Annotated in this window: 16 protein-coding genes; 2 read left to right on the top strand and 14 right to left on the bottom strand. The window is 62.8% G+C overall.

Annotated elements, in window-relative coordinates:
* Positions 1–8: 8 nt before the first annotated feature.
* Positions 9–4,706 (bottom strand): DUF6543 domain-containing protein, encoded by a 4,698-nt coding sequence (locus ACNQP3_RS27005; protein WP_264316624.1) that lies wholly within the window; start codon positions 4,704–4,706, stop codon positions 9–11.
* Between the two features lie 177 nt (positions 4,707–4,883).
* Here ACNQP3_RS27005 and ACNQP3_RS27000 point away from each other — a divergent pair, with 177 nt between their 5' ends.
* Both ACNQP3_RS27000 and ACNQP3_RS26995 read left to right on the top strand, forming a co-directional pair.
* On the top strand, positions 4,884–5,303 hold the full coding sequence (locus ACNQP3_RS27000; protein WP_012274565.1) for a phasin family protein: 420 nt from the start codon (positions 4,884–4,886) through the stop codon (positions 5,301–5,303).
* A 10-nt stretch (positions 5,304–5,313) separates the two neighbouring features.
* The gene (locus tag ACNQP3_RS26995; RefSeq protein WP_264316623.1) at positions 5,314–6,090 is read left to right on the top strand and encodes a phasin family protein; all 777 of its coding nucleotides are present in this window, start codon (positions 5,314–5,316) and stop codon (positions 6,088–6,090) included.
* A gap of 121 nt (positions 6,091–6,211) precedes the next feature.
* Here ACNQP3_RS26995 and ACNQP3_RS26990 read toward each other — a convergent pair whose 3' ends face one another.
* The 13 genes from ACNQP3_RS26990 to ACNQP3_RS26930 all read right to left on the bottom strand — a co-directional run bounded on the left by ACNQP3_RS26990 (position 6,212) and on the right by ACNQP3_RS26930 (position 19,030).
* Positions 6,212–6,826: a TetR/AcrR family transcriptional regulator gene (locus ACNQP3_RS26990; RefSeq protein ID WP_012274563.1), complete on the bottom strand. Its 615-nt coding sequence runs from the start codon at positions 6,824–6,826 to the stop codon at positions 6,212–6,214.
* A gap of 13 nt (positions 6,827–6,839) precedes the next feature.
* On the bottom strand, positions 6,840–8,522 hold the full coding sequence (gene phaC / locus ACNQP3_RS26985) for a class II poly(R)-hydroxyalkanoic acid synthase (protein ID WP_060494472.1): 1,683 nt from the start codon (positions 8,520–8,522) through the stop codon (positions 6,840–6,842).
* Positions 8,523–8,574: 52 nt separating this feature from the next.
* Complete coding sequence (gene phaZ, locus ACNQP3_RS26980; RefSeq protein WP_012274561.1) at positions 8,575–9,426, bottom strand: poly(3-hydroxyalkanoate) depolymerase; 852 nt, start codon at positions 9,424–9,426, stop codon at positions 8,575–8,577.
* A 62-nt stretch (positions 9,427–9,488) separates the two neighbouring features.
* Positions 9,489–11,168 (bottom strand): class II poly(R)-hydroxyalkanoic acid synthase, encoded by a 1,680-nt coding sequence (phaC, locus tag ACNQP3_RS26975; protein ID WP_264316622.1) that lies wholly within the window; start codon positions 11,166–11,168, stop codon positions 9,489–9,491.
* 268 nt (positions 11,169–11,436) lie between these two features.
* Complete coding sequence (locus ACNQP3_RS26970) at positions 11,437–11,814, bottom strand: gamma-butyrobetaine hydroxylase-like domain-containing protein (protein ID WP_012274559.1); 378 nt, start codon at positions 11,812–11,814, stop codon at positions 11,437–11,439.
* Between the two features lie 88 nt (positions 11,815–11,902).
* On the bottom strand, positions 11,903–13,246 hold the full coding sequence (gene hslU, locus ACNQP3_RS26965; protein WP_012274558.1) for an ATP-dependent protease ATPase subunit HslU: 1,344 nt from the start codon (positions 13,244–13,246) through the stop codon (positions 11,903–11,905).
* A gap of 76 nt (positions 13,247–13,322) precedes the next feature.
* On the bottom strand, positions 13,323–13,853 hold the full coding sequence (hslV, locus tag ACNQP3_RS26960) for an ATP-dependent protease subunit HslV (RefSeq protein ID WP_003249309.1): 531 nt from the start codon (positions 13,851–13,853) through the stop codon (positions 13,323–13,325).
* A gap of 257 nt (positions 13,854–14,110) precedes the next feature.
* Positions 14,111–15,382, bottom strand: coding sequence for a dihydroorotase (locus ACNQP3_RS26955; RefSeq protein ID WP_012274557.1), 1,272 nt, complete (start codon positions 15,380–15,382; stop codon positions 14,111–14,113).
* The gene (locus tag ACNQP3_RS26950; RefSeq protein ID WP_008099987.1) at positions 15,379–16,383 is read right to left on the bottom strand and encodes an aspartate carbamoyltransferase catalytic subunit; all 1,005 of its coding nucleotides are present in this window, start codon (positions 16,381–16,383) and stop codon (positions 15,379–15,381) included. Before ACNQP3_RS26950 ends, ACNQP3_RS26955 begins: the two co-directional genes overlap by 4 nt.
* A 12-nt stretch (positions 16,384–16,395) precedes the next feature.
* Positions 16,396–16,914 carry a bifunctional pyr operon transcriptional regulator/uracil phosphoribosyltransferase PyrR gene (gene pyrR, locus ACNQP3_RS26945; protein WP_012274556.1) on the bottom strand — a complete coding sequence of 173 codons (519 nt, stop codon included), beginning with the start codon at positions 16,912–16,914 and terminating at the stop codon, positions 16,396–16,398.
* 49 nt (positions 16,915–16,963) lie between these two features.
* Entirely contained in the window at positions 16,964–17,389 is a 426-nt protein-coding gene (gene ruvX, locus ACNQP3_RS26940) for a Holliday junction resolvase RuvX (protein ID WP_003249316.1), read from the bottom strand.
* Positions 17,389–17,958 (bottom strand): YqgE/AlgH family protein, encoded by a 570-nt coding sequence (locus ACNQP3_RS26935; protein WP_012274555.1) that lies wholly within the window; start codon positions 17,956–17,958, stop codon positions 17,389–17,391. Before ACNQP3_RS26935 ends, ruvX begins: the two co-directional genes overlap by 1 nt.
* Before the next feature lie 166 nt (positions 17,959–18,124).
* Positions 18,125–19,030, bottom strand: a complete 906-nt coding sequence (locus ACNQP3_RS26930; RefSeq protein WP_060494474.1) for an energy transducer TonB — start codon at positions 19,028–19,030, stop codon at positions 18,125–18,127.
* Positions 19,031–19,061 lie beyond the last annotated feature (31 nt).

Raw genomic sequence — 19,061 nt, 5'->3', positions numbered from 1 at the left:
CGCGGCCTTCAGCTATCGGGGAACGGGATGATGTCCTCGACCTGCTCGAGGCGCAGATCACCCCGGTAGATTTCGTATCGCTCTGCCGGGGCCTGTGCGCGTTGCAAACGCTCGTCGCGGCTCATGGTGTTCGGGAACTTCAAATGGCCTTTGGCAAAGCGCCGTGGGTTGGCATTTGCGCTGGTGTAGTGGAAATGCGCTTCCCAGAGCTTCTGCCTGGGTTCCAGGCGATAAACGTCATAGACATCCAGAAAGTCATTGGCCTTGAGCCTTTTGCGGGCCCTGGTGAGCTTGACCTCGATTTCGTTTGCCTCCAGGAGGAAATGCAGGGCCTTGCTGTCCGGGTGCTGAGTGCCCAGGTAGGCGGTGGTCAAGAGGCGCTTTTTTTCTGCCCGCACTTCGGTAACTGCCAGGTCCAGCCTGGTGGCCAGTGCATGCCCTTGGTCCGGGCCGGCGCGCAACGCGTCGGCGATGTCTGCCATGTCCTGAATGTAGAAATCAAGCTGGTCCGCCAGGCTGTTTGGCCCGTCCAGGTGGCGGGAGGCGTGGGCGATCCTGGTATCTTTCTGAGCCAGCAGGTCGGCGCCGGTGCGGCGCAAGCGCGTGTAGTCGGGTGCTGACGCAGCTTGCGGCACCGCTTCCCAGTGATCACCTTGTTGCTGATAGCGCGCAACCGTTTTTTCGGTCAACGGGTCGACCTGCACGGCTTCGTCGCCGTCCTTGGTTTCTTCGACCACCACTGATTTGCCCCGGCTGGTGCGGATAACCTTGCGTTTCACAGATCGCACTTTGTGGGTCAGCGGCTGTTCGAGCGCTGTTTCCTGCAGATCGGCCGCGGCAGAAGTGGCGGCCAAGTCACGCTCAGTCAGGGTTATCAGTGCATTCAGCTCTGCGATGTATTCGTTGAGTTTGCTGCTGTTCACCGCCGGAATGTTGCGTGAAAGCAAATACTCGGCATTGCCCAGTGACAGTTTGTATTCGCCTAACGCGCTTTCCAGTGGCTCTTTCTGTTCTTCTGGGGCCAGCTGGGCTGCAGCCAGGCTGTCGTGGCTAAGCAGCGCTTCGTGCAGTGGCTTGTTACGCAGGGTTTTATGCGAGAGCAGGACACTTTCGAAGTCCTCCGCAGTTAGCTGATCTCTGCTCACGACCAACTGATACAGGTCGCTCAGGATCTGAGCTCGGACCATCAGTGTGGAATATCGCCGGTTGTTGATGATGACATCGAGCTTCTTGCGTTTGCCAGAGAACTGGATCTGCCCATCTGTCAGTGCCTCGCTGAGGTTGTGGTCAAGGCGTTGGCTGACGTTGAAGAGGCGTCTATGGGTGGCCAGTGCTGCTTCGACCTTCTTGCTGTAGTCCAGGTACAGCTGTGCCTGCTCCTGGCCGAAGGGTAACTGCAAGAGCCGACGTGACTGGTCTTTAAGTGCGGCATAGTCATTCATATCGAGCAGTCGGTGGAACTGATGCAAGTCGGCGGTAAGCAACTGTTCCCACCATTGCCCACGGGCGAAGGAGGCCACTGCGTTGGGGTCGAATCTGGCGTATTTGGGGTCACTCATGCTGGCGAAGAGCTGCGCTTGATTCCTTATCAGCTCGGCCTGTTTTTCGTAGGTGAGGGCGAGCACATCAAAGTTCGCACGTGACTCGTTGCGCAGCGTGCGCAGTGCCCGCCGCCTTGCTTGCAGCTCCTCCGGCAGGTCGTCGAGGGCTGTGTCGGGGTAGGCATCGAGGGATCGCTGAAATGCCAGGTATGCCTCGTCATATGGCTTTACCCGTTGCAGATAGCCGTCGAGGAATATTTCTGTGTTGGTGAGCTTTTTGTCATTCGCCGCTCGGTCTTCCTGCATTTTCTTCAGCGCTTGTTTTTTTTCGTCGATCAGTGCCTTGGCTGTTCTCGGCATACCGCCCGACAGGTGCAGGTCGAGCATCCATTCTCCGTTCCAGCGCGTCAGCCAAGGGCCGCGGCTGCGTTCGCGGCCGACAATGTAGTAGCCGTCAGGGGCTGCACCCCATGACTGCGACCATTCGCTGTGACTGACCTGCGGTCCGATGATGCGTACGCCGCTCCAACTTTCTTCGACCTCGTAGGCGACATCCTGCAATTTCACGTAGTAGCGGTCCTCAACCTTGTACAGGCCCCGCAGACGGCCGCTGGCCAGCGCAGTCTGCTCGTTAAGGCTGATCTTGGCGCGTAAGGTGGCGAGCGCCGCACGGGCTTCGCGGGGCAGGTTGCCGAGCCGTTGGTCGTGGCCCCATTGGCTGATGTGGATTGGTGCGGGCCGGGACTGCTCGGCAGGAGCTTGCCAGGTTTCCTGTTCGGACGGCTGCTGTGCAATTGCGCTGCGAGCACGGCGCGGTTCGGGCTGAAGCGGCAGTTCAGCTTCGTGCTCGGCAGTACCGGGCCCGTGGGCCAGCAGCATGGCCAGGTTCAGCAGGATGTCGGCACCGGCGAGCAACTTTTCTTCGTCGCTACCCTGGGTCAAGGCTGTCAGGTCATCCTTGATGGCGAGCAGGGCTTCTACCAACCAGGCCAGCAGACCTGCCGGCCCACGCAGCAGTGGCGTGACCGTGTTGAACGCCAGCCATGCGAGCCGCACGACCAAAGCCCAGCGTTGCTGGGCATTGGAGAGGCTCTGCCGTGAGGCCAGTAGCAGGAGAACGCTCGCCCTGGCCTGGTACATCGAACTGTCCACATCGCCTGACCATGGCGTGAAAGCCAATGTGGCAGGTGCTCGCAAGCGCTCGAGGGCATCAGCGGCCAGCCCAGGGCCAGGTCCCAACAGGTGGGCCAGTTCAGCGAGACCAGCATGCAAGTGTGGGTGGGTGAAACCATCATTGGCATAAATGGGGCGGGCATCGTCATCCAGCCAGTCAAGGACTTCTTGCTGCAGGGTGTGTTCGGTCCGAATGCTCGTCATCAATTGGCTGCGGCTGTCGAACTGCCTGATGGCCTGCCTGGCAAACAAGGGCCGGTAGAGTATCCAGGCCCCAGTTGCGGGTACTTCGATGACGAACATGCCATGCACCAGGTTGGTCTTTGGGCCACCCGGCACGCTGCACAATGACAGTGGCCCCATCTTCAGCGATGTACTGGCATGGGCTTCACGGCGGCAAAAATCCGCAACGGCCTGCCAGGTGCGCTCGTTCAACTGCCCCGTGATCTTGGCCTGTAGCGCGCTAAGCAGTAGCGCAACACGCCATTCTTCAGCAAAGCGCTGGCGACGTTCGTCGTTCTCAGAACCCGTCTGCAACTGGTCGTGGACATACTTCGGGTACTGGCCTCCGACATCCACGGCAGTGATCAGTGCATCGACATAATCAAGGTCCATCCAACTGCCGGGCGGCTGTTGCCCGGCCAGTTGAACCGCCGAAGCCACCTGGTCGCTACCCAATGGCAAACGTGAGATGGCCAGCTCGGTCAGGCTGATGGTTTTCAGGTACTCAAGCTTTGCGGGCCCCACGGAGGACACCTGCACGACTTGTGAAATCGTGATCCGCACCTGGTCAGGGTCGCAAAGCGGCTGGTTCGGGTGGTCATGACGCATTTGCTCGCGCAGGCGGCGAGCCGTGTAGTGCTGCAAGTCTTCGATCCCGTCCAGGGAGGTTTCACCGCGTGCCAGCATGTGCCCTGCCGTTAGCTCCAGCAGTGCCATGTGGTATTGGAAGCGGTCAGTTGCCGTGGCTTTTTCAAGCCAGTCAGGCAGCGTGATCGAGGGTGCCGACCGTTCGATACGAAAGCTCGCCGGGAATATCGATGAGGGGTCGCTCAGCTTGCTGAATACGCGCTCCAGATCAACAACATGTTCGATAGTGCCAAGCTGCACCCGGTCAATCTTTTGCAGCAGGCCGTTGAGCAATTGCCGGGCCTGATAGGCGAACGGGTCTTCGGTCAATGCCGCGCAGGCCCAGGTCATCGTATCGAACGCATGGTGCTCGGAAAGCTCGTCGCGCAGGGCGGCGGCGAACGCGCTGAGCCCGTTGAAACCGCGCACGGTACCGGAGGGGCTGCACCACAGAACCAGATCGCGTGCATCTTTTTTGCCCGTGATGAGCAGGTCCGGCAACACCTCATGGGCCACGTTGCCTGGGTTGCCGAGCGAAACCTGCAAAGCCTGTACGTCTACCGTTGTATGGGATCGAGCGAGCAGGGTGTACAGCAAGGCCTTCTGATCACTGTCCAGGCCTTGGTGCTCAAGCGTGGCGAGCAGTGCGGCCTTGAGTACCTGTTTCATCCACTGAAGGCGGGTTACGTCCGAGTCACCGTCGCGGCCGTTCCAGTAACTGATCTGTGCCTGCTGAAATGTCTCGCAAAGGGTTGCCAGCACATCGTCGTAGTCAGTGTTCAGGTCGGCCATGCGAATATCGATGGCCGGCGCGACATGCTGGGGGCGAAAGACGGTTGGTGGGTTCAGGCTGAGCTGATCCGTGGGCTCGAGCGCCATGGGCTGGCCGCTGAGAAAATGTTCGAGCAGTGTGTCCACCAAGTTGCTTTGCTGTGCAGGTAGCTCTTCATCCAGGCTATGCAGGATGCTGAAGCCCGCTATGGAGCGCAGCTCTGGGTGGTTTTCGCGGGTCCATGGGTAGCGTGCCACGAGTGCGTCGTAACCTGCGCTGGCTACGACTTCGCGCAGGCTGGGGCGGTTGGCGAACTGCTGCGCTACCTGTTGCTTGAATGATAGGTATGCCAGGGGCAGTGATTGGGGCATGGTTTGTGGCTCCGGTCAAAGGGAGCCGAATGCTGAAACGCCAACCTGAAGCAGTGGCGGTAGATAAGTCAGCGTGGCGATCTTAGGGTGAAGATTCTAATTACAGCCTCTACCTTATGCTCAAGCCCAGCCTCCATGGGCGGTTCCTCCTCCACTCATGAGCATGAGGTACAGAGCATGGCCAAAGTGACTGTGAAGAAAAAGGACGACGCCCTGGGTACGCTGGGCGAAGTGCGCGGCTACGCGCGCAAGATCTGGCTGGCTGGCATCGGCGCTTATGCGCGCGTGGGCCAGGAAGGCTCCGATTATTTCCAGGAGCTGGTCAAGGCCGGCGAAGGCGTCGAGAAGCGTGGCAAGAAACGTATCGACAAAGAGCTCGATGCTGCCAACAACCAGATCGATGAAGCCGCTGAAGAAGTCAGTCGCGTACGCGGCAAGGTAGAGATTCAACTCGACAAGATCGAAAAAGCTTTCGACGCACGGGTAGGGCGCGCCTTGAATCGCCTCGGCATTCCGTCTAAACATGACGTTGAGGCGTTGTCGATCAAGCTTGAACAGCTGCACGAACTGCTTGAACGCGTCGCGCACAAACCATAAGGAGAGCAGGATGGCTGGCAAGAAGAACACCGAAAAAGAAGGCAGCTCCTGGGTCGGCGGGATCGAGAAATACTCCCGCAAGATCTGGCTGGCGGGGCTGGGTATCTATTCGAAGATCGACCAGGACGGCCCGAAGCTGTTCGACACGCTGGTGAAAGATGGCGAGAAGGCCGAGAAGCAGGCGAAGAAGACGGCTGAAGAAGTAGCCGAATCCGCCAAATCATCGACCACTTCGCGTGTGTCTGGTGTGAAGGACCGTGCGCTGGGCAAGTGGAGCGAGCTCGAAGAGGCTTTCGACAAGCGTCTGAACAGCGCCATCTCACGCCTGGGCGTGCCGAGCCGCAACGAGATCAAGGCCCTGCATCAGCAGGTGGATAGCCTGACCAAGCAGATCGAGAAACTGACCGGTGCTTCGGTTACGCCGATATCGTCGCGCACTGCCGCGGCCAAACCGGCTGCGAGCAAGGCAGCAACCAAGCCATTGGCCAAGGCCGCAGCGGCCAAGCCTGCGGCGGCAAAACCTGCAGCTAAAACTGCGGCGGCCAAACCTGCGGCCAAGCCAGCAGCCATACCCGTGGCAGCCAAGCCTGCGGCGAAACCGGCAGCAGCCAAACCAGCGGCAGCGAAGAAACCCGCAGTGAAGAAGGCACCGGCCAAACCGGCAGCCGCGAAGCCTGCAGCTCCAGCGGCCAGCGCCGCACCGGCCGCGACCGCAGCACCGGCACCTGCCGCCGCCCCGGCAAGCAGCACGCCGTCGGCTCCGACTGGCACCGGTACCCTGATCTGATACCGCGTCGCCTTCTTCGCGGGCTTGCCCGCTCCCACAGGTACAGTGCCGATCAGCAGGTCAGCGCAGGCCCTGTGGGGGCGGGCATGCCCGCGAAGGCCTCTGCGCCGAAACAGCAGGTTTATCCTTCCAGATAGCGCACCGCCAATTGCTCTGCCGCCGCCCGTGCCTGCGCCTGCAGATGCGGCGCCACCAGCATCATCACCTGGTACACCACGATCCCCACATCCCCCTCGCGCCCCAGCACCCGCTGGTAATCCAGCGAAAACATCAGCGTCAATGTGATCTGCTCCACCAGCTGCCCCAGCGCCTGGGTCTCACTCTCTACCAGCCCCTGGCCCTTGAGGCTGGCCAACAGCGCCGCGAGTGTGCGTTTGAGCGCATTGATCAGGCCGCGCATGCCACGGGCCAGCTTGGGCAGGCGCCCGGTCAGGTTGGACAGGTCCTGGAACAGGAAGCGGTACTGTGACATGCGCTCGACGATCAAGTGCAGGAACAGCCAATAGTCCTCGGCATCCAGGCGCACATCCAGGGGAGGGTCGAGCAAGGGCATCAGCGCTTCCTCGAAACGCTCGAAAAGGCCCAATACCAAGGGTTCCTTGCCATGGAAGTGGTAATACAGGTTGCCTGGGCTGATGCCCATTTCGTTGGCAATTTCCAGGGTGGAGACGTTGGGTTCGCCCTGCTGGTTGAACAGCTGCAGGGCGCATTCCAGGATACGGTCGCGGGTTTTCATCCAGTCAGCATGCTCATCGGGTCAGCACATAGGTGCCTGGCGCGGGGCCTAGCGGTGGGTAAGTGGTATTGCCCAGCTCGCTGCGCGGCGCCTTGAGCGGGCCGGAGCGTGCAGTGATCCACTCCAGCCACAACGGCCACCAGCTGCCTTCGCTGCGTTTGGCGTCGTGGAACCAGGCGCGGGGGTCGCTGCTCAGCCTGGGGTTGGCCAGGTAGTAAGCCTTGGGGTTGCCGGGCGGGTTGATGATGCTCTGGATATGCCCGCTGTTGGCCAGCACGAAGCGCCGCTCGCCACCCAGCAGCAAGGCCGAGCGGTACACCGCGTCCCATGGGGTGATGTGGTCGTTGCTGCCGGCCACGGTAAAGCTGTCCAGGTTGACCTGCTGCAGGTCGATGGGCGTGCCGCACACTTCCAGCCCGGCCGGGTAGGTCAAGGGGTTGAGCTTGAAGAACTCCAGCAGGTCGCCATGCAGCGCGGCGGGCAGGCGCGTGCTGTCGGCGTTCCAGTACAGGATATCGAAAGCCGGCGGTGTCTTGCCGAGCAGGTAGTTGTTGACCCAGTAGTTCCAGATCAAGTCGTTGGGCCGCATCCAGGCAAAGATCCGTGCCACCTCGCCACCGTCCAGCACGCCGCGCTGATAGGAGCGGCGTTTGGCGGCTTCGATGGTCTGCTCATCGGCGAACAGGCTGGCTGGGCTCTCGAACTTGCTGTCCAGCAAGCTGACCAGGTAGGTGGCGCTGCGCACGCGACGCAACTGATTCTTGGCTTGCAGGTGGCCCTGCAGCGCAGCCATGGTCAGGCCACCGGCACAGGCGCCCATCAGGTTGGGGTCACGGTTGCCGCTGATGCTGCGGCAGGCATTCAGTGCTTCTTCCAGGGCCTGCACGTAACTGGAAAGGCCCCATTCGCGGTGGCGTGGGTCGGGGTTGCGCCAGCTGACCATGAACACCTGCAAGCCGTTCTTGAGCATGTACTGGACGAAGCTGTTGGTCGAGCTGAGGTCGAAGATGTAGAACTTGTTGATCTGTGGCGGCACCACCAACAGAGGGCGGGCGTGCTGCGTCTCGCTCAGCGGCTTGTACTGGATCAGCTCCAAAAGCTCATTGCGAAAAACCACGGCGCCAGGCGTCGCGGCGAGATTGCCGCCCACCTCGAACGCACGCTCGTCCACCTGGCGCGGCAGGCCATCGTTGTGGCGCAAGTCTTCGAGCAGGTGGGCTACGCCACGCACCAGGCTCTGACCGCCGGTGTTGAGCAGCTCCTTGATTGCCAGCGGGTTGAGCAGTGAGTTGCTGGGGGCCAGCGCATCGTTGATCAGGTTGAACAGGAAATGGGCGCGTGCTCGATCATCGTCGTTCAAGTGGCTTTCATCGATCCACTGGCGCGTCTGTTTCTGCCAGGCCAGATAGGCCTGCAGGCCACGGCGGTAGAACGGGTTCTGGCTCCAGGTCGGGTCACTGAAGCGCGCGTCACGTGGGTTTGGCTGGTAGGGCGTGTCCCCCAGCATCACCCGCCCCAGTTGCCCGCCAAGCGCCAGTAGATGGTGCGCGGTATGCAGCGGGTGGCGCAGGCCGTGGCGGCCGACGTTGCGTAATGTGGACAGCAGGTCGCGGCCGCGCAGGCCGAGGATGGCGTTCTGCACGTTCATGCGGGTGGCGGGGAGCGTTGTCGATCCTTTGCCCGGTTTGTCTTTCATGGCAACACTCCCTCGTTCTGGCCATGGCGCCGCCTCGCGGGCAAGCCCGCGCCTACACGCCCGAAGCCGGGCGAGGGTGCATGACTGCGCGCTGACGTTCTTGCTGCAGAAACTTCATGATGATGGGGGCGACGGCCTCGGCCCGGGTGATCAGGAACAAATGGCCGTCGTCGATAATGTGTAGCTGGGCATTGGGAATCCGCCAGGCCAGCAGGCGCATGTTGATCAGCGGGATCAGCGGGTCGTCGTCGCCGGCCAATACCAGGGTGGGCTGCTGGATCTTGTGCAGCCAGTGGATGCTGGTCCAGCCAAGCCCGGCGAACAGCTGCCAGTAGTAACCCAGCTTGCCGCCAGAGCGCACCTTGGCGGCATGGTGCATGGCCAGGTCCGGGTCGCGCCGGAAGCCGCCGCCATAGATCATCGGCGCAATGCGTATGACATGCGACGGCTGCACGTAGCGGCGGGGGCTGGCCATCATCCACAGCACCTTGGGCTTGCCTGGCACCATGACCGCGCCAGCAGCGGTGGCGGCCAGCACCAGCTTCTTGCAGCGCTCGGGGTAGTCGTGCGCGAACTGCTGGGCCAGGGCGCCGCCCCAGGACACGCCGATGACGTTGACCTGGCCGTAGTCGAGGTAGTCGAGCATCCGTGCCGTCAGCTTGGCCAGCCCAGGGAAGCGATACGGGTGGCGTGGGGTGGACGAGCCACCGACACCGGGCACGTCGAAAGCGATGACTTCCAGGTCCGGGTCCAATGCTTCGATGAACGGAAACACCAGCTCCAGGTTGGCGCCGATGCCGTTGAAGATCAGCAACGGCGTCAGGTGCGGCTTGCCCGGGCGGACGGCGGTGCGGATGGACTGGTCGTCCAGCTCGACGGTCCTGAAAATGTAGGGTTGCGGCATGCGCGTGACTCTTGGGTGAAGTAAACACCGTGGCGCCCCGCAGGTGGCCACGGCGCTGCTACTCAACGTTCGTGAACGTACGTGCCTGGGGAGGCCTCGCCGGCAGCGTAGGCACGGTTGCCCAGGCGGGTGGGCGCCTTTTTCAGCGCGCCGGCACGCTCGCCCAGCCAACTTTGCCAGTGCAACCACCAGGAGTCGGCATGCTTGGTGGCGTTTTCCTGCCAGGCCACTGGGTCGCCTGGGCGGTCGGCACCGGTCATGAAGCGTGCCTTGGGGTTGCCCGGCGGGTTGAGGATGCTCTGGATATGCCCGCTGTTGGACAGCACGAACTCGATCTTGCCGCCAAACAGGTGTGCCGAGCGGTAGCACGACTGCCAGGGGGTGATGTGGTCGTTGGTGCCGGCAAGGCTGTAGATGTCGCATTTGACCTGCTTCAGGTCGATTGCGGTGCCGCACACTTCCAGGGCTTCGGGGCGCGTCAGCGGGTTGCTCTTGAACATTTCGATCAGGTCGCCGTGGAAGGCGGCCGGCAGGCGCGTGGTGTCGTTGTTCCAGAACAGGATGTCGAACACCGGCGGTTCATTGCCGAGCAGGTAGTTGTTGACCCAGTAGTTCCAGATCAAGTCATTGGGGCGCATCCAGGCGAACACCTTGGCCATTTCGCTGCCTTCCAGCACGCCTGCCTGGTAGGAGTGGCGCTTGGCGGCCTCCAGGGTCTGCTCGTCGACGAACAATGCAACCTGGTTGTCCATGGTGGTGTCGAGCACGCTGACCAGCAGGGTCAGGGCGTTGACCTTGTTTTCGCCAATGGCGGCATAGTGGCCCACCAGTGCGGTGCAGGTGATGCCGCCAGAGCAGGCACCGAGCATGTTCAGGTCCTTGCTGCCGGTAATCGCCAGCACCGCGTCGACTGCTTCTTTGAGCGCATCGATGTAGGTGGACAGGCCCCATTCGCGCTGGGCCTTGGTCGGGTTGCGCCAGCTGATGATGAAGGTCTGCTGCTGCGAGCGCAGGCAGAAGCGTGCCAGGCTCTTTTCCGGGCTCAGGTCGAACACGTAGAACTTGTTGATCTGCGGCGGTACCACCAGCAGCGGGCGAGCGTGTACCTGCTCGGTGATGGGGCTGTACTGGATCAGTTCCAGCACATCGTTGCGGTACACCACCGCGCCTTCGCTGGTACCCAGGTTCTTGCCCACTTCGAAGGCATCCATGTTCACCTGGCTGGGCATGCCGCCATTGTTGACCATGTCCTTGGCCAGGTTTGACAGGCCATCGAGCAGGCTCTTGCCGCCTGTTTCGAAGAAACGTTTGACCGCGGCCGGGTTGGACAGGGTATTGGTCGGCGCCATGGCCTCGGTCATCAGGTTGATGACGAACTGGCCGCGGCTGATGTCCTGGGGTGACAGGTCGCTGCTGCCGATCCAGTCCTGTAGTTCATTGCGCCAGGCCAGGTAGGTTTGCAGGTAGCGGCGGTACAGTGGGTTGTTGCTCCAGGCCGGGTCATTGAAGCGACGGTCGTCGCCTTCCGGGGCCAGGTTGGACGTGCCCAGCAACACGTTCTTCAGTTCCAGGCCAAAGTGGGCCACATGCTTGGCGCTGTGCAGCGGTTGGCGCACGGCCTGGCGCAGCACAGTGCGTGCCGAGCTCAACAGGTCCTTGCGGCGAATGCCGATGACCGGGTTCAGCCCCAGGGTGTTTTCCGAGGCCTGCCGCTGCAGCTCATCGTTGTTCTTGTTACTCATCTACGACGCTCCGTTGTCCTGAGACGAGTACCGGTTGCCGTGGCGGGTGCACAGCGCTGAGCCCGGTACTGCTACTCGGGTGACCAGTGATAAGGAACAGCGGTGCTGCGGGGGTTCTGACGACCTGCAAAGTGATGCAGGGAACTTGCCACACCCATTGGTTACCCGACTTTCATGTAATGCGCAAGACAGCCCCTCACTGGGCTGTCTGCAAGCCATTCAAACAGATGAATTTAGAAAATGCGCTCTAAACCCCGCAGGCCTTGCGCTAGAGCATCAGTTTGACCACCGACTCGGCCGGGTCGCGGGATTTGCCGGCCTTGTGCAGCTCGTCGAGGTATTCCGCCCACAGCTGTTCCTGGCGCAGGCACAGCTGCTCGAGGTATTCCCAGGTGAACAGACCGCTGTCGTGGCCGTCGTCGAAGGTCAGTTTCAGTGCATATTGGCCGGCGGGTTCGAGGCCGACGAGGCCGACGTTGATCTTGCCGAACTGCAGAATGGGGTTGCCGTGGCCTTGGACTTCGGCGGAGGGGGAGTGCACGCGCAGGAATTCGGCGGGCAGTTGGTAGACCTCGCCGGGGGCGTAGGTGAGGCTTAGGGTTTTCGAGGCTTTGTGCAGGTTGATGGCAGTGGGCAGGCGGGCCATGGGCAGAATCTCTCGGGAGCTGATGAAGCACAGCTTCAGGAGATTTGGGGGAATGTGCAAGGGGGCCGCAAAGCGGCCCCCTGCGGTATTACAGGATGTAACGCGACAGGTCTTCGTTCTGCGCCAGCTCACCCAGGTGGCTGTTCACGTACGCCGCGTCGATCTGGATCGGCGCTTCGTCGTGGGTGCTGGCCAGGTCGCCCGCGCTGAACGACACCTCTTCGAGCAAACGCTCGAGCAGGGTGTGCAGGCGACGGGCACCGATGTTCTCGGTCTTCTCGTTGACCTGGTAGGCAATCTCGGCCAGGCGCTTGATGCCGTCAGCCTGGAACGCGATGTTCAGGCCTTCGGTCTTGAGCAATGCCTGGTACTGCTCGGTCAGCGACGCGTGCGGTTCTTGCAGGATGCGCTCGAAGTCTTCTGGGGTCAGCGCCTTCAGCTCCACACGAATTGGCAGGCGGCCTTGCAGTTCAGGCACCAGGTCGCTCGGTTTGCTCAGGTGGAACGCGCCCGAGGCAATGAACAGGATGTGGTCGGTCTTGACCATGCCCAGCTTGGTGTTGACGGTGCAGCCTTCGATCAGCGGCAGCAGGTCGCGCTGTACGCCTTCACGGGACACGTCGGCACCGCCAACGTTGCCACGCTTGGCCACTTTGTCGATTTCGTCGATGAACACGATACCGTGCTGCTCGACTGCTTCCAGGGCCTTGGCCTTGAGTTCTTCCTCATTGACCAGGCGGCTCGCTTCTTCATCGCGAACCATCTTAAGCGCTTCTTTCACCTTCAGCTTGCGCGCTTTGCGCTTGCCCTTGCCCATGTTGGCGAACAGGCTCTGCAACTGGTTGGTCATTTCTTCCATGCCGGGCGGTGCAGCAATTTCCACGCCTACGGCATCGGCCACTTCGATCTCGATTTCCTTGTCGTCCAACTGGCCTTCGCGCAGGCGCTTGCGGAACAGTTGGCGCGTGTTGGAGTCGCTGCTGGTCTGTGCGGCTTCCTCGCTGAAGCTGGTGACGCGCGCTTGTGGCAGCAGGGCATCGAGAATGCGGTCTTCGGCGGCATCTTCGGCGCGGTGGCGCACGCGGATGATTTCTTGCTCGCGCAGCATTTTCAGCGCGGCATCGGCCAGGTCACGGATGATCGACTCGACGTCGCGGCCTACATAGCCCACCTCGGTGAACTTGGTGGCTTCGACCTTGAGGAACGGCGCGTTGGCCAACTTGGCCAGGCGGCGGGCGATTTCGGTCTTGCCGACGCCGGTAGGGCCGATCATCAGGATGTTCTTCGGGGTGACTTCGGCACGCAGTTCGGCAGGGAGCTGCATGCGCCGCCAGCGGTTGCGCAGGGCAATGGCCACGGCGCGCTTGGCGTCGTCCTGGCCGATGATGTGGCGGTTGAGTTCGTGGACGATCTCGCGGGGGGTCATGGACATGATCAATAGGGTCCTTGGGCAGATGAGTCAGCGTGGAAAAACCCCTTCACCGGGAAGGGGCGCCAGAACAGCTGAATCAGTCGGCCAGGTCCTGCTCCTCGATGGTCAGGTTATGGTTGGTGAACACGCAGATGTCGCCGGCGATGTTCAGGGCGGTTTCGGCGATTTCGCGTGCCGAGAGGTCAGTCTTGTTCAGCAGGGCGCGGGCGGCGGCCTGGGCATAGGCGCCGCCGGAACCCATGGCGATCAGGCCATCTTCGGGCTCGACCACGTCACCGTTGCCGGTGATGATCAGGGAGGCGTCCTTGTTAGCCACGGCCAGCATGGCTTCCAGGCGGCTCAGGGAGCGGTCTGTACGCCATTCCTTGGCCAGCTCGACGGCGGCGCGGACCAGGTGGCCCTGGTGTTTTTCCAGCTGGCCTTCAAAGCGTTCGAACAGGGTGAAGGCGTCGGCGGTAGCACCGGCGAAGCCCGCAATGACCTGGCCGTGGTACAGGCGGCGCACCTTTTTGGCGTTGCCTTTCATCACGGTATTGCCGAGGGATACCTGGCCGTCGCCGCCCATGACGACTTTGCCGTTACGGCGGACAGAAACGATGGTGGTCAAGGGGAGAGTCTCCACGCAGCGGGGCGAAAGTGCCTGATGCAGACTCATATGGGGGTGGGGGGAAGGATTTCAACCGTGGGGGATGAATGGTTGGTCCGGTCTTCGAACCGGGCACGGTCGATGTAGGAGCGGCCTTGTGTCGCGAAAGGGCCGCAAAGCGGCCCCAGCGATTCATGCGTGATGCAGAGACCCTGGGGCCGCTGCGCGGCCCGTTCGCGACACAAGGCCGCTCCTACACAAAGCAAGTTCGCGCTTTGTCAGGCCTCGTGGCAGACGTGCCCATCGACCAAGGTATAGCGCACCGCACCCGGCAGGCAGTGGCCGATGAACGGGCAGTTCTCGCCGCGCGAGAACCACTGCTCGCCGGCAACGGTGGAGGCTTGCGGGTCGAACAGCACCAGGTCGGCCGCCCCACCCACTTTCAGCTCGCCGGCTGGCAAGCGCAAGGCGGCAGCGGGGCCGCTGCTCAGGCGGGCGAGCAAGGTTGGCAGGTCGAGCAGGCCATCCTGCACCAAGGTCATGGCCAGCGGCAGCAGCAACTCGACGCTGCTGATACCCGGCTCGGTGGCGCCGAACGGGGCCAGCTTGGCGTCGCGCTCATGCGGCTGGTGGTGGCTGGAAATCGCCTGAATCACCCCCGACTTCACTGCCTCGCGCAGGCCGTCACGGTCGGCTGCGGTCCGCAGCGGCGGCTGCACGTGGTACAGGCTGGAGAATTCGCGCAGCGACTCGTCGGTGAGGATCAGCTGGTACAGCGCCACATCGGCGGTCACCGGCAGGCCCAGGGCTTGGGCTTGGGCGATCAGCCGCGCGCCACGGGCGCTGGTGATCTGGCTGAAGTGCGCACGCACACCACTCTGCTCCACCAGCAACAGGTTGCGCGCCAGGGCCACGGTTTCGGCACTTTCCGGGATGCCCGGCAGGCCAAGGAAGCTGGCCATGGCACCTTCGTGGGCCAGGCCGCCCTGTGCCAGGTCGCGGTCCTGGGAGTGGAACACCACCGTCAGATCGAAGGTGGCCGCGTACTCCAGGGCACGAGCCAGGGTACGGTTGTTGGGGATTTCCTTCAGGCCGTTGCCGAATGCCACGCAGCCGGTGTCACGCAGGGCCACCAGCTCGGCCAGTTGCTCGCCCTCCAGGCCTTTGGTTAGGGCGCCGATCGGGTAGACCTTGCTGTTGGCCGCTTCGCGGGCACGGTCTAGGATCAGCTCGGCCACCGCCGAGGTGTCCAGCACCGGCTTGGTCTGCGGCGGGCAGCACAGGCTGGTAACGCCGCCGGCCACGGCCGCGCGGGTTTCACTGGCGATGTTGCCTTTGCGGCTGTAACCCGGCTCGCGCAGGGAAACGCCAAGGTCGACCAGGCCGGGCGCGGCGACCAGGCCATCGGCCTGGATCGTGCGGCTGGCGCTGAAACCGGCCGGGGCGGCGCCGATGGCGGCAATGCGGCCGCCCTCCAGGTGCAGGTCGGTGACTTGGTCCAGGCCGCTGTTGGGGTCGATGACCCGGGCGCCGAGAATACTGATGGTCACTGGGCGTTCTCCTGGTCGAATTGACGTTGCGCGTTCTGCCCGCTCATGGCCATGGACAACACGGCCATGCGCACGGCGATGCCGTAGGTGACCTGGTTGAGGATCACCGAGTGCTTGCCGTCGGCCACTGCAGACTCGATTTCGACACCACGGTTGATCGGGCCTGGGTGCATGACGATGGCGTCGGGCTTGGCCCCGGCCAGGCGTGCGGTGGTCAGGCCGAACAGGCGGTAGAACTCGCCTTCGCTGGGTAGCAGGCCACCGGCCATGCGCTCACGCTGCAGACGCAGCATGATCACCACGTCGACGTCTTTCAGGCCTTCGGCGAGGTCGGTGTAGACCTTTACGCCGTACTGCTCGATACCGATCGGGATCAGGGTTTTCGGGCCGATCACGCGAATGTCCGGGCAACCCAGCGCTTTGAGCGCGAGCATGTCGGAGCGGGCCACGCGCGAATGCAGGATGTCTCCGACGATGGCCACCGACAGGTTTTCGAAGCTGCCCTTGTGGCGGCGGATGGTGAGCATGTCGAGCATGCCCTGGGTCGGGTGCGCGTGGCGGCCGTCACCGCCGTTGATCACGGCAACGTCCGGGCACACATGTTCGGCGATGAAGTGCGCGGCGCCCGAGTCGGAGTGGCGCACGACGAACATGTCGGCCGCCATGGCCTCGAGGTTGCGCAGGGTGTCGAACAGCGTTTCGCCCTTGCTGGTCGAGGAGGTCGACACGTTCAGGCTGATCACGTCGGCCGACAGGCGCTGGGCCGCCAATTCGAAGGTGGTACGGGTACGGGTCGAGTTCTCGAAGAACACATTGCATACGGTCTTGCCGCGCAGCAGCGGGACTTTTTTCACGGCCCGGGCACCGACTTCCAGGAAGGAGTCGGCGGTGTCGAGAATCTCGGTGAGCAGTTCGCGGGGCAAACCGTCGAGCGAGAGGAAGTGGCGCAGCTGGCCCTGATCATTGAGCTGCAGCGGGCGCTTGGCGTCGATTGGCGTCATCGCGGGGGACTCTTAAAGGGCGGAAGCGGAGGCGAGGTCCTGGCGCTCGAGGGCGAGCGGTGCGGGTCCGGTCAATTTTACCCGTTCATGGGCCGCCAGCGACAGGGTGGCGCCAAGCACGTTCGGACGGATTGGCAGTTCGCCGGCATCCAGGTCCAGCAGGCAGACCAGGGTAACGCTGGCCGGGCGGCCATAATCGAACAGCTCGTTGAGCGCAGCGCGAATGGTGCGGCCGCTCATCAGTACGTCATCCACCAGCACCAGGTGTTGGCCTTCGACTTCGAACGGCAGCTCGGACGGACGCACTTGCGGGTGCAGGCCGTTCTGGCTGAAGTCATCGCGGTAGAACGAAACGTCCAGGGTGCCCATGGGGCTGGTGTCGCCCATGGCTTCCTGCAGGGCCTGGGCAACCCAGACACCGCCGGTGCGGATACCGATATAGCGCGGCTCGCTGATGTGACGGCGGGCCAGGTGGGCGCGAAGGTCGACAGCCATCTGCCGGATCAGCTCGGCGGGATTGGGTAGGCTCATTGCGGGCTCCTCGGAAGGGTGCGCCGGGTGGGCCCGGCGGCAAAGATGATCAGGTGTTGGCCTCCAGCCAGCCTTGCAGCAACAAGGCAGCGGCGATGGCATCGACCGGGTTGTCGCGGTAGCTGCCGCGCTGACCGCCACGGGCCATGCGTTCGCCTTTGGCCTCGAAGGTGGTCAGGCGCTCGTCGTGGGTGTGCACGGGCAGGTTGAAGCGGCCGTTCAGGCGGCGGGCGAACTTTTCGGCGCGGGCGCTCATTTCGCTAGGCGTACCGTCCATGTTCAGTGGCAGGCCGACGACAATGGCGTCCGGCTTCCATTCGGCGATCAGCTTTTCCACCTGGGCCCAGTCCGGCACGCCGTTCTGTGCCTTCAGGGTGCACAGTTCGCGGGCCTGGCCGGTTATCACCTGGCCGACGGCCACACCGATCTGTTTGCTGCCGTAGTCGAAGCCCAGCAGTAGGCGTAGCTCGGCCATCAGGCGTGGCCCGCCTGGCTGGTCAGCAGGTGCAGGTTGATCCCCAGGCTGGCGGCTGCAGCTTCCAGGCGCAGGTCGTTGGCCATGCCGAAGATGATTTCCGGGTCGAACGGGCAGTTCAGCCAGGCATTGTCGGCCAGCTCGGCCTCCAGTTGGCCCGCTTCCCAGCCGGCATAACCCAGGGTGATCAGGCTCTGTTTCGGGCCTACCCCTGCGGCAATCGCAAGCAACACATCCTGCGATGTGGTCAGCGATAGGCCTTCCAGGGCCACTGTGGCCTGGAAGCTGCACTCGCTGCTGTGCAGCACGAAGCCGCGGTCGGTCTGCACCGGGCCGCCCTGGTAGATCGGCACCTGCGAGGTGCTGGCCGGCGGCATTTCGTCCGGGCGCAGCTGCTCGAGGATGTCGGCCAGGCTCAGTTCCTGCGGCCGGTTGACCACCAGGCCCATGGCGCCATGCTCATTGTGCTCGACGATGTAGGTGAGGGTCTGGGCGAAGTTCGGATCGGCCATGTGCGGCATGGCGATCAGAAACTGATGCTTGAGGTAGCTGGGGGCTAGGGTTTTCATGGGGGATAGTGTGGCGCCAGGTGGCGAGGCTGACAAGGTGCGGATTTGTGTCGTTTGGTTGGTGTCTGTCTTGAGGTTTTTGGTGTCTTTGAGATCGAGCGCCGCCCGCGCGGCGCTCGATATCCGCGCCACCGCATCTCGCAAGCCCTACGCCCAAGGCCAATACTCAATTACTGGACAAACGGTCCCCACGGGCAAACCGCCATGTCCGAATAATCTCCAACCGGTCAAACTCAGCCAAATCCCCAGTAAACGGTGCAAACGGCGCCGCCAGCCTTACGATGCGCTGTGCCGCCTGGTCCAGCACCGGTTGCCCGGACGACTCCAGCACCAGCACCTCGTACAGCGAGCCATCACGGTTGATCGACACCATCATGCGCAAGTTGCCGTAAATCTGCTGCCGGCGCGCTTCGTCGGGGTAGTTCAGGTTGCCCACCCGCTCGACCTTCTTGCGCCACTCTTCCTTGTACCAGGCGCCCTTGTCGCGCATGGTCGAGGCGGCGTTCAGGCGGTGAATGCGCGGGCGTTTGGCGTACATCTGCTGTTCGTTGGAAAGCTCCGCCTCCAGGCTGGCGATCTGGCTGGACAGCTGCGAGCTGTCGAAGTCTGGCGCAGGCGCGGCCGGTTTGGGCTGCACCTTGCTTTCCTTGGGCTTGGGTTCGACCTTTTGCGGCTTGGGCGCGGTCGTCACTACCGCCGACTTCTGCGGGGTAGGCGGGGGTACCACTTCGGGCCTGGCGGCGGGTGGTGGGGTGATCTTGTTGATCTTGCTGTCCTGGAACGGGGCCAGTTCGGTGGTCGTGGGGACCGCCTTCTTGTCCAGGGTGCCGCTGCCCTGCTGGTTGTCCTGGGCCTGGAAATCGGCCTTCTCGGGCGCTTTCTCGCTTTTGAAGGTGGCCAGGGTGATGTCCATGGTGTGGCGAATTTCGGCAGGCTTGACCACGGTGAAGCCGACGCCAAGAATCAGCGCCAGGTGCACCAGGGCAGCCAGAAACAGGGTGAAGCCGAGCCGGTCCACCGGGCGAACACGGGGAGGCAGCAGGTCGGCAGGGATGTCAGCGGGCAGCGTCATCAGGTATCCAGCAACCGCAGGGCGGGGCAGT

It is taken from the genome of Pseudomonas sp. LFS074 (assembly GCF_047978165.1).
GTDB lineage: Bacteria > Pseudomonadota > Gammaproteobacteria > Pseudomonadales > Pseudomonadaceae > Aquipseudomonas > Aquipseudomonas putida_P.
Note: the sequence above shows the minus strand (reverse complement) of the source record. Positions and strands in the feature narration are given on the sequence as shown.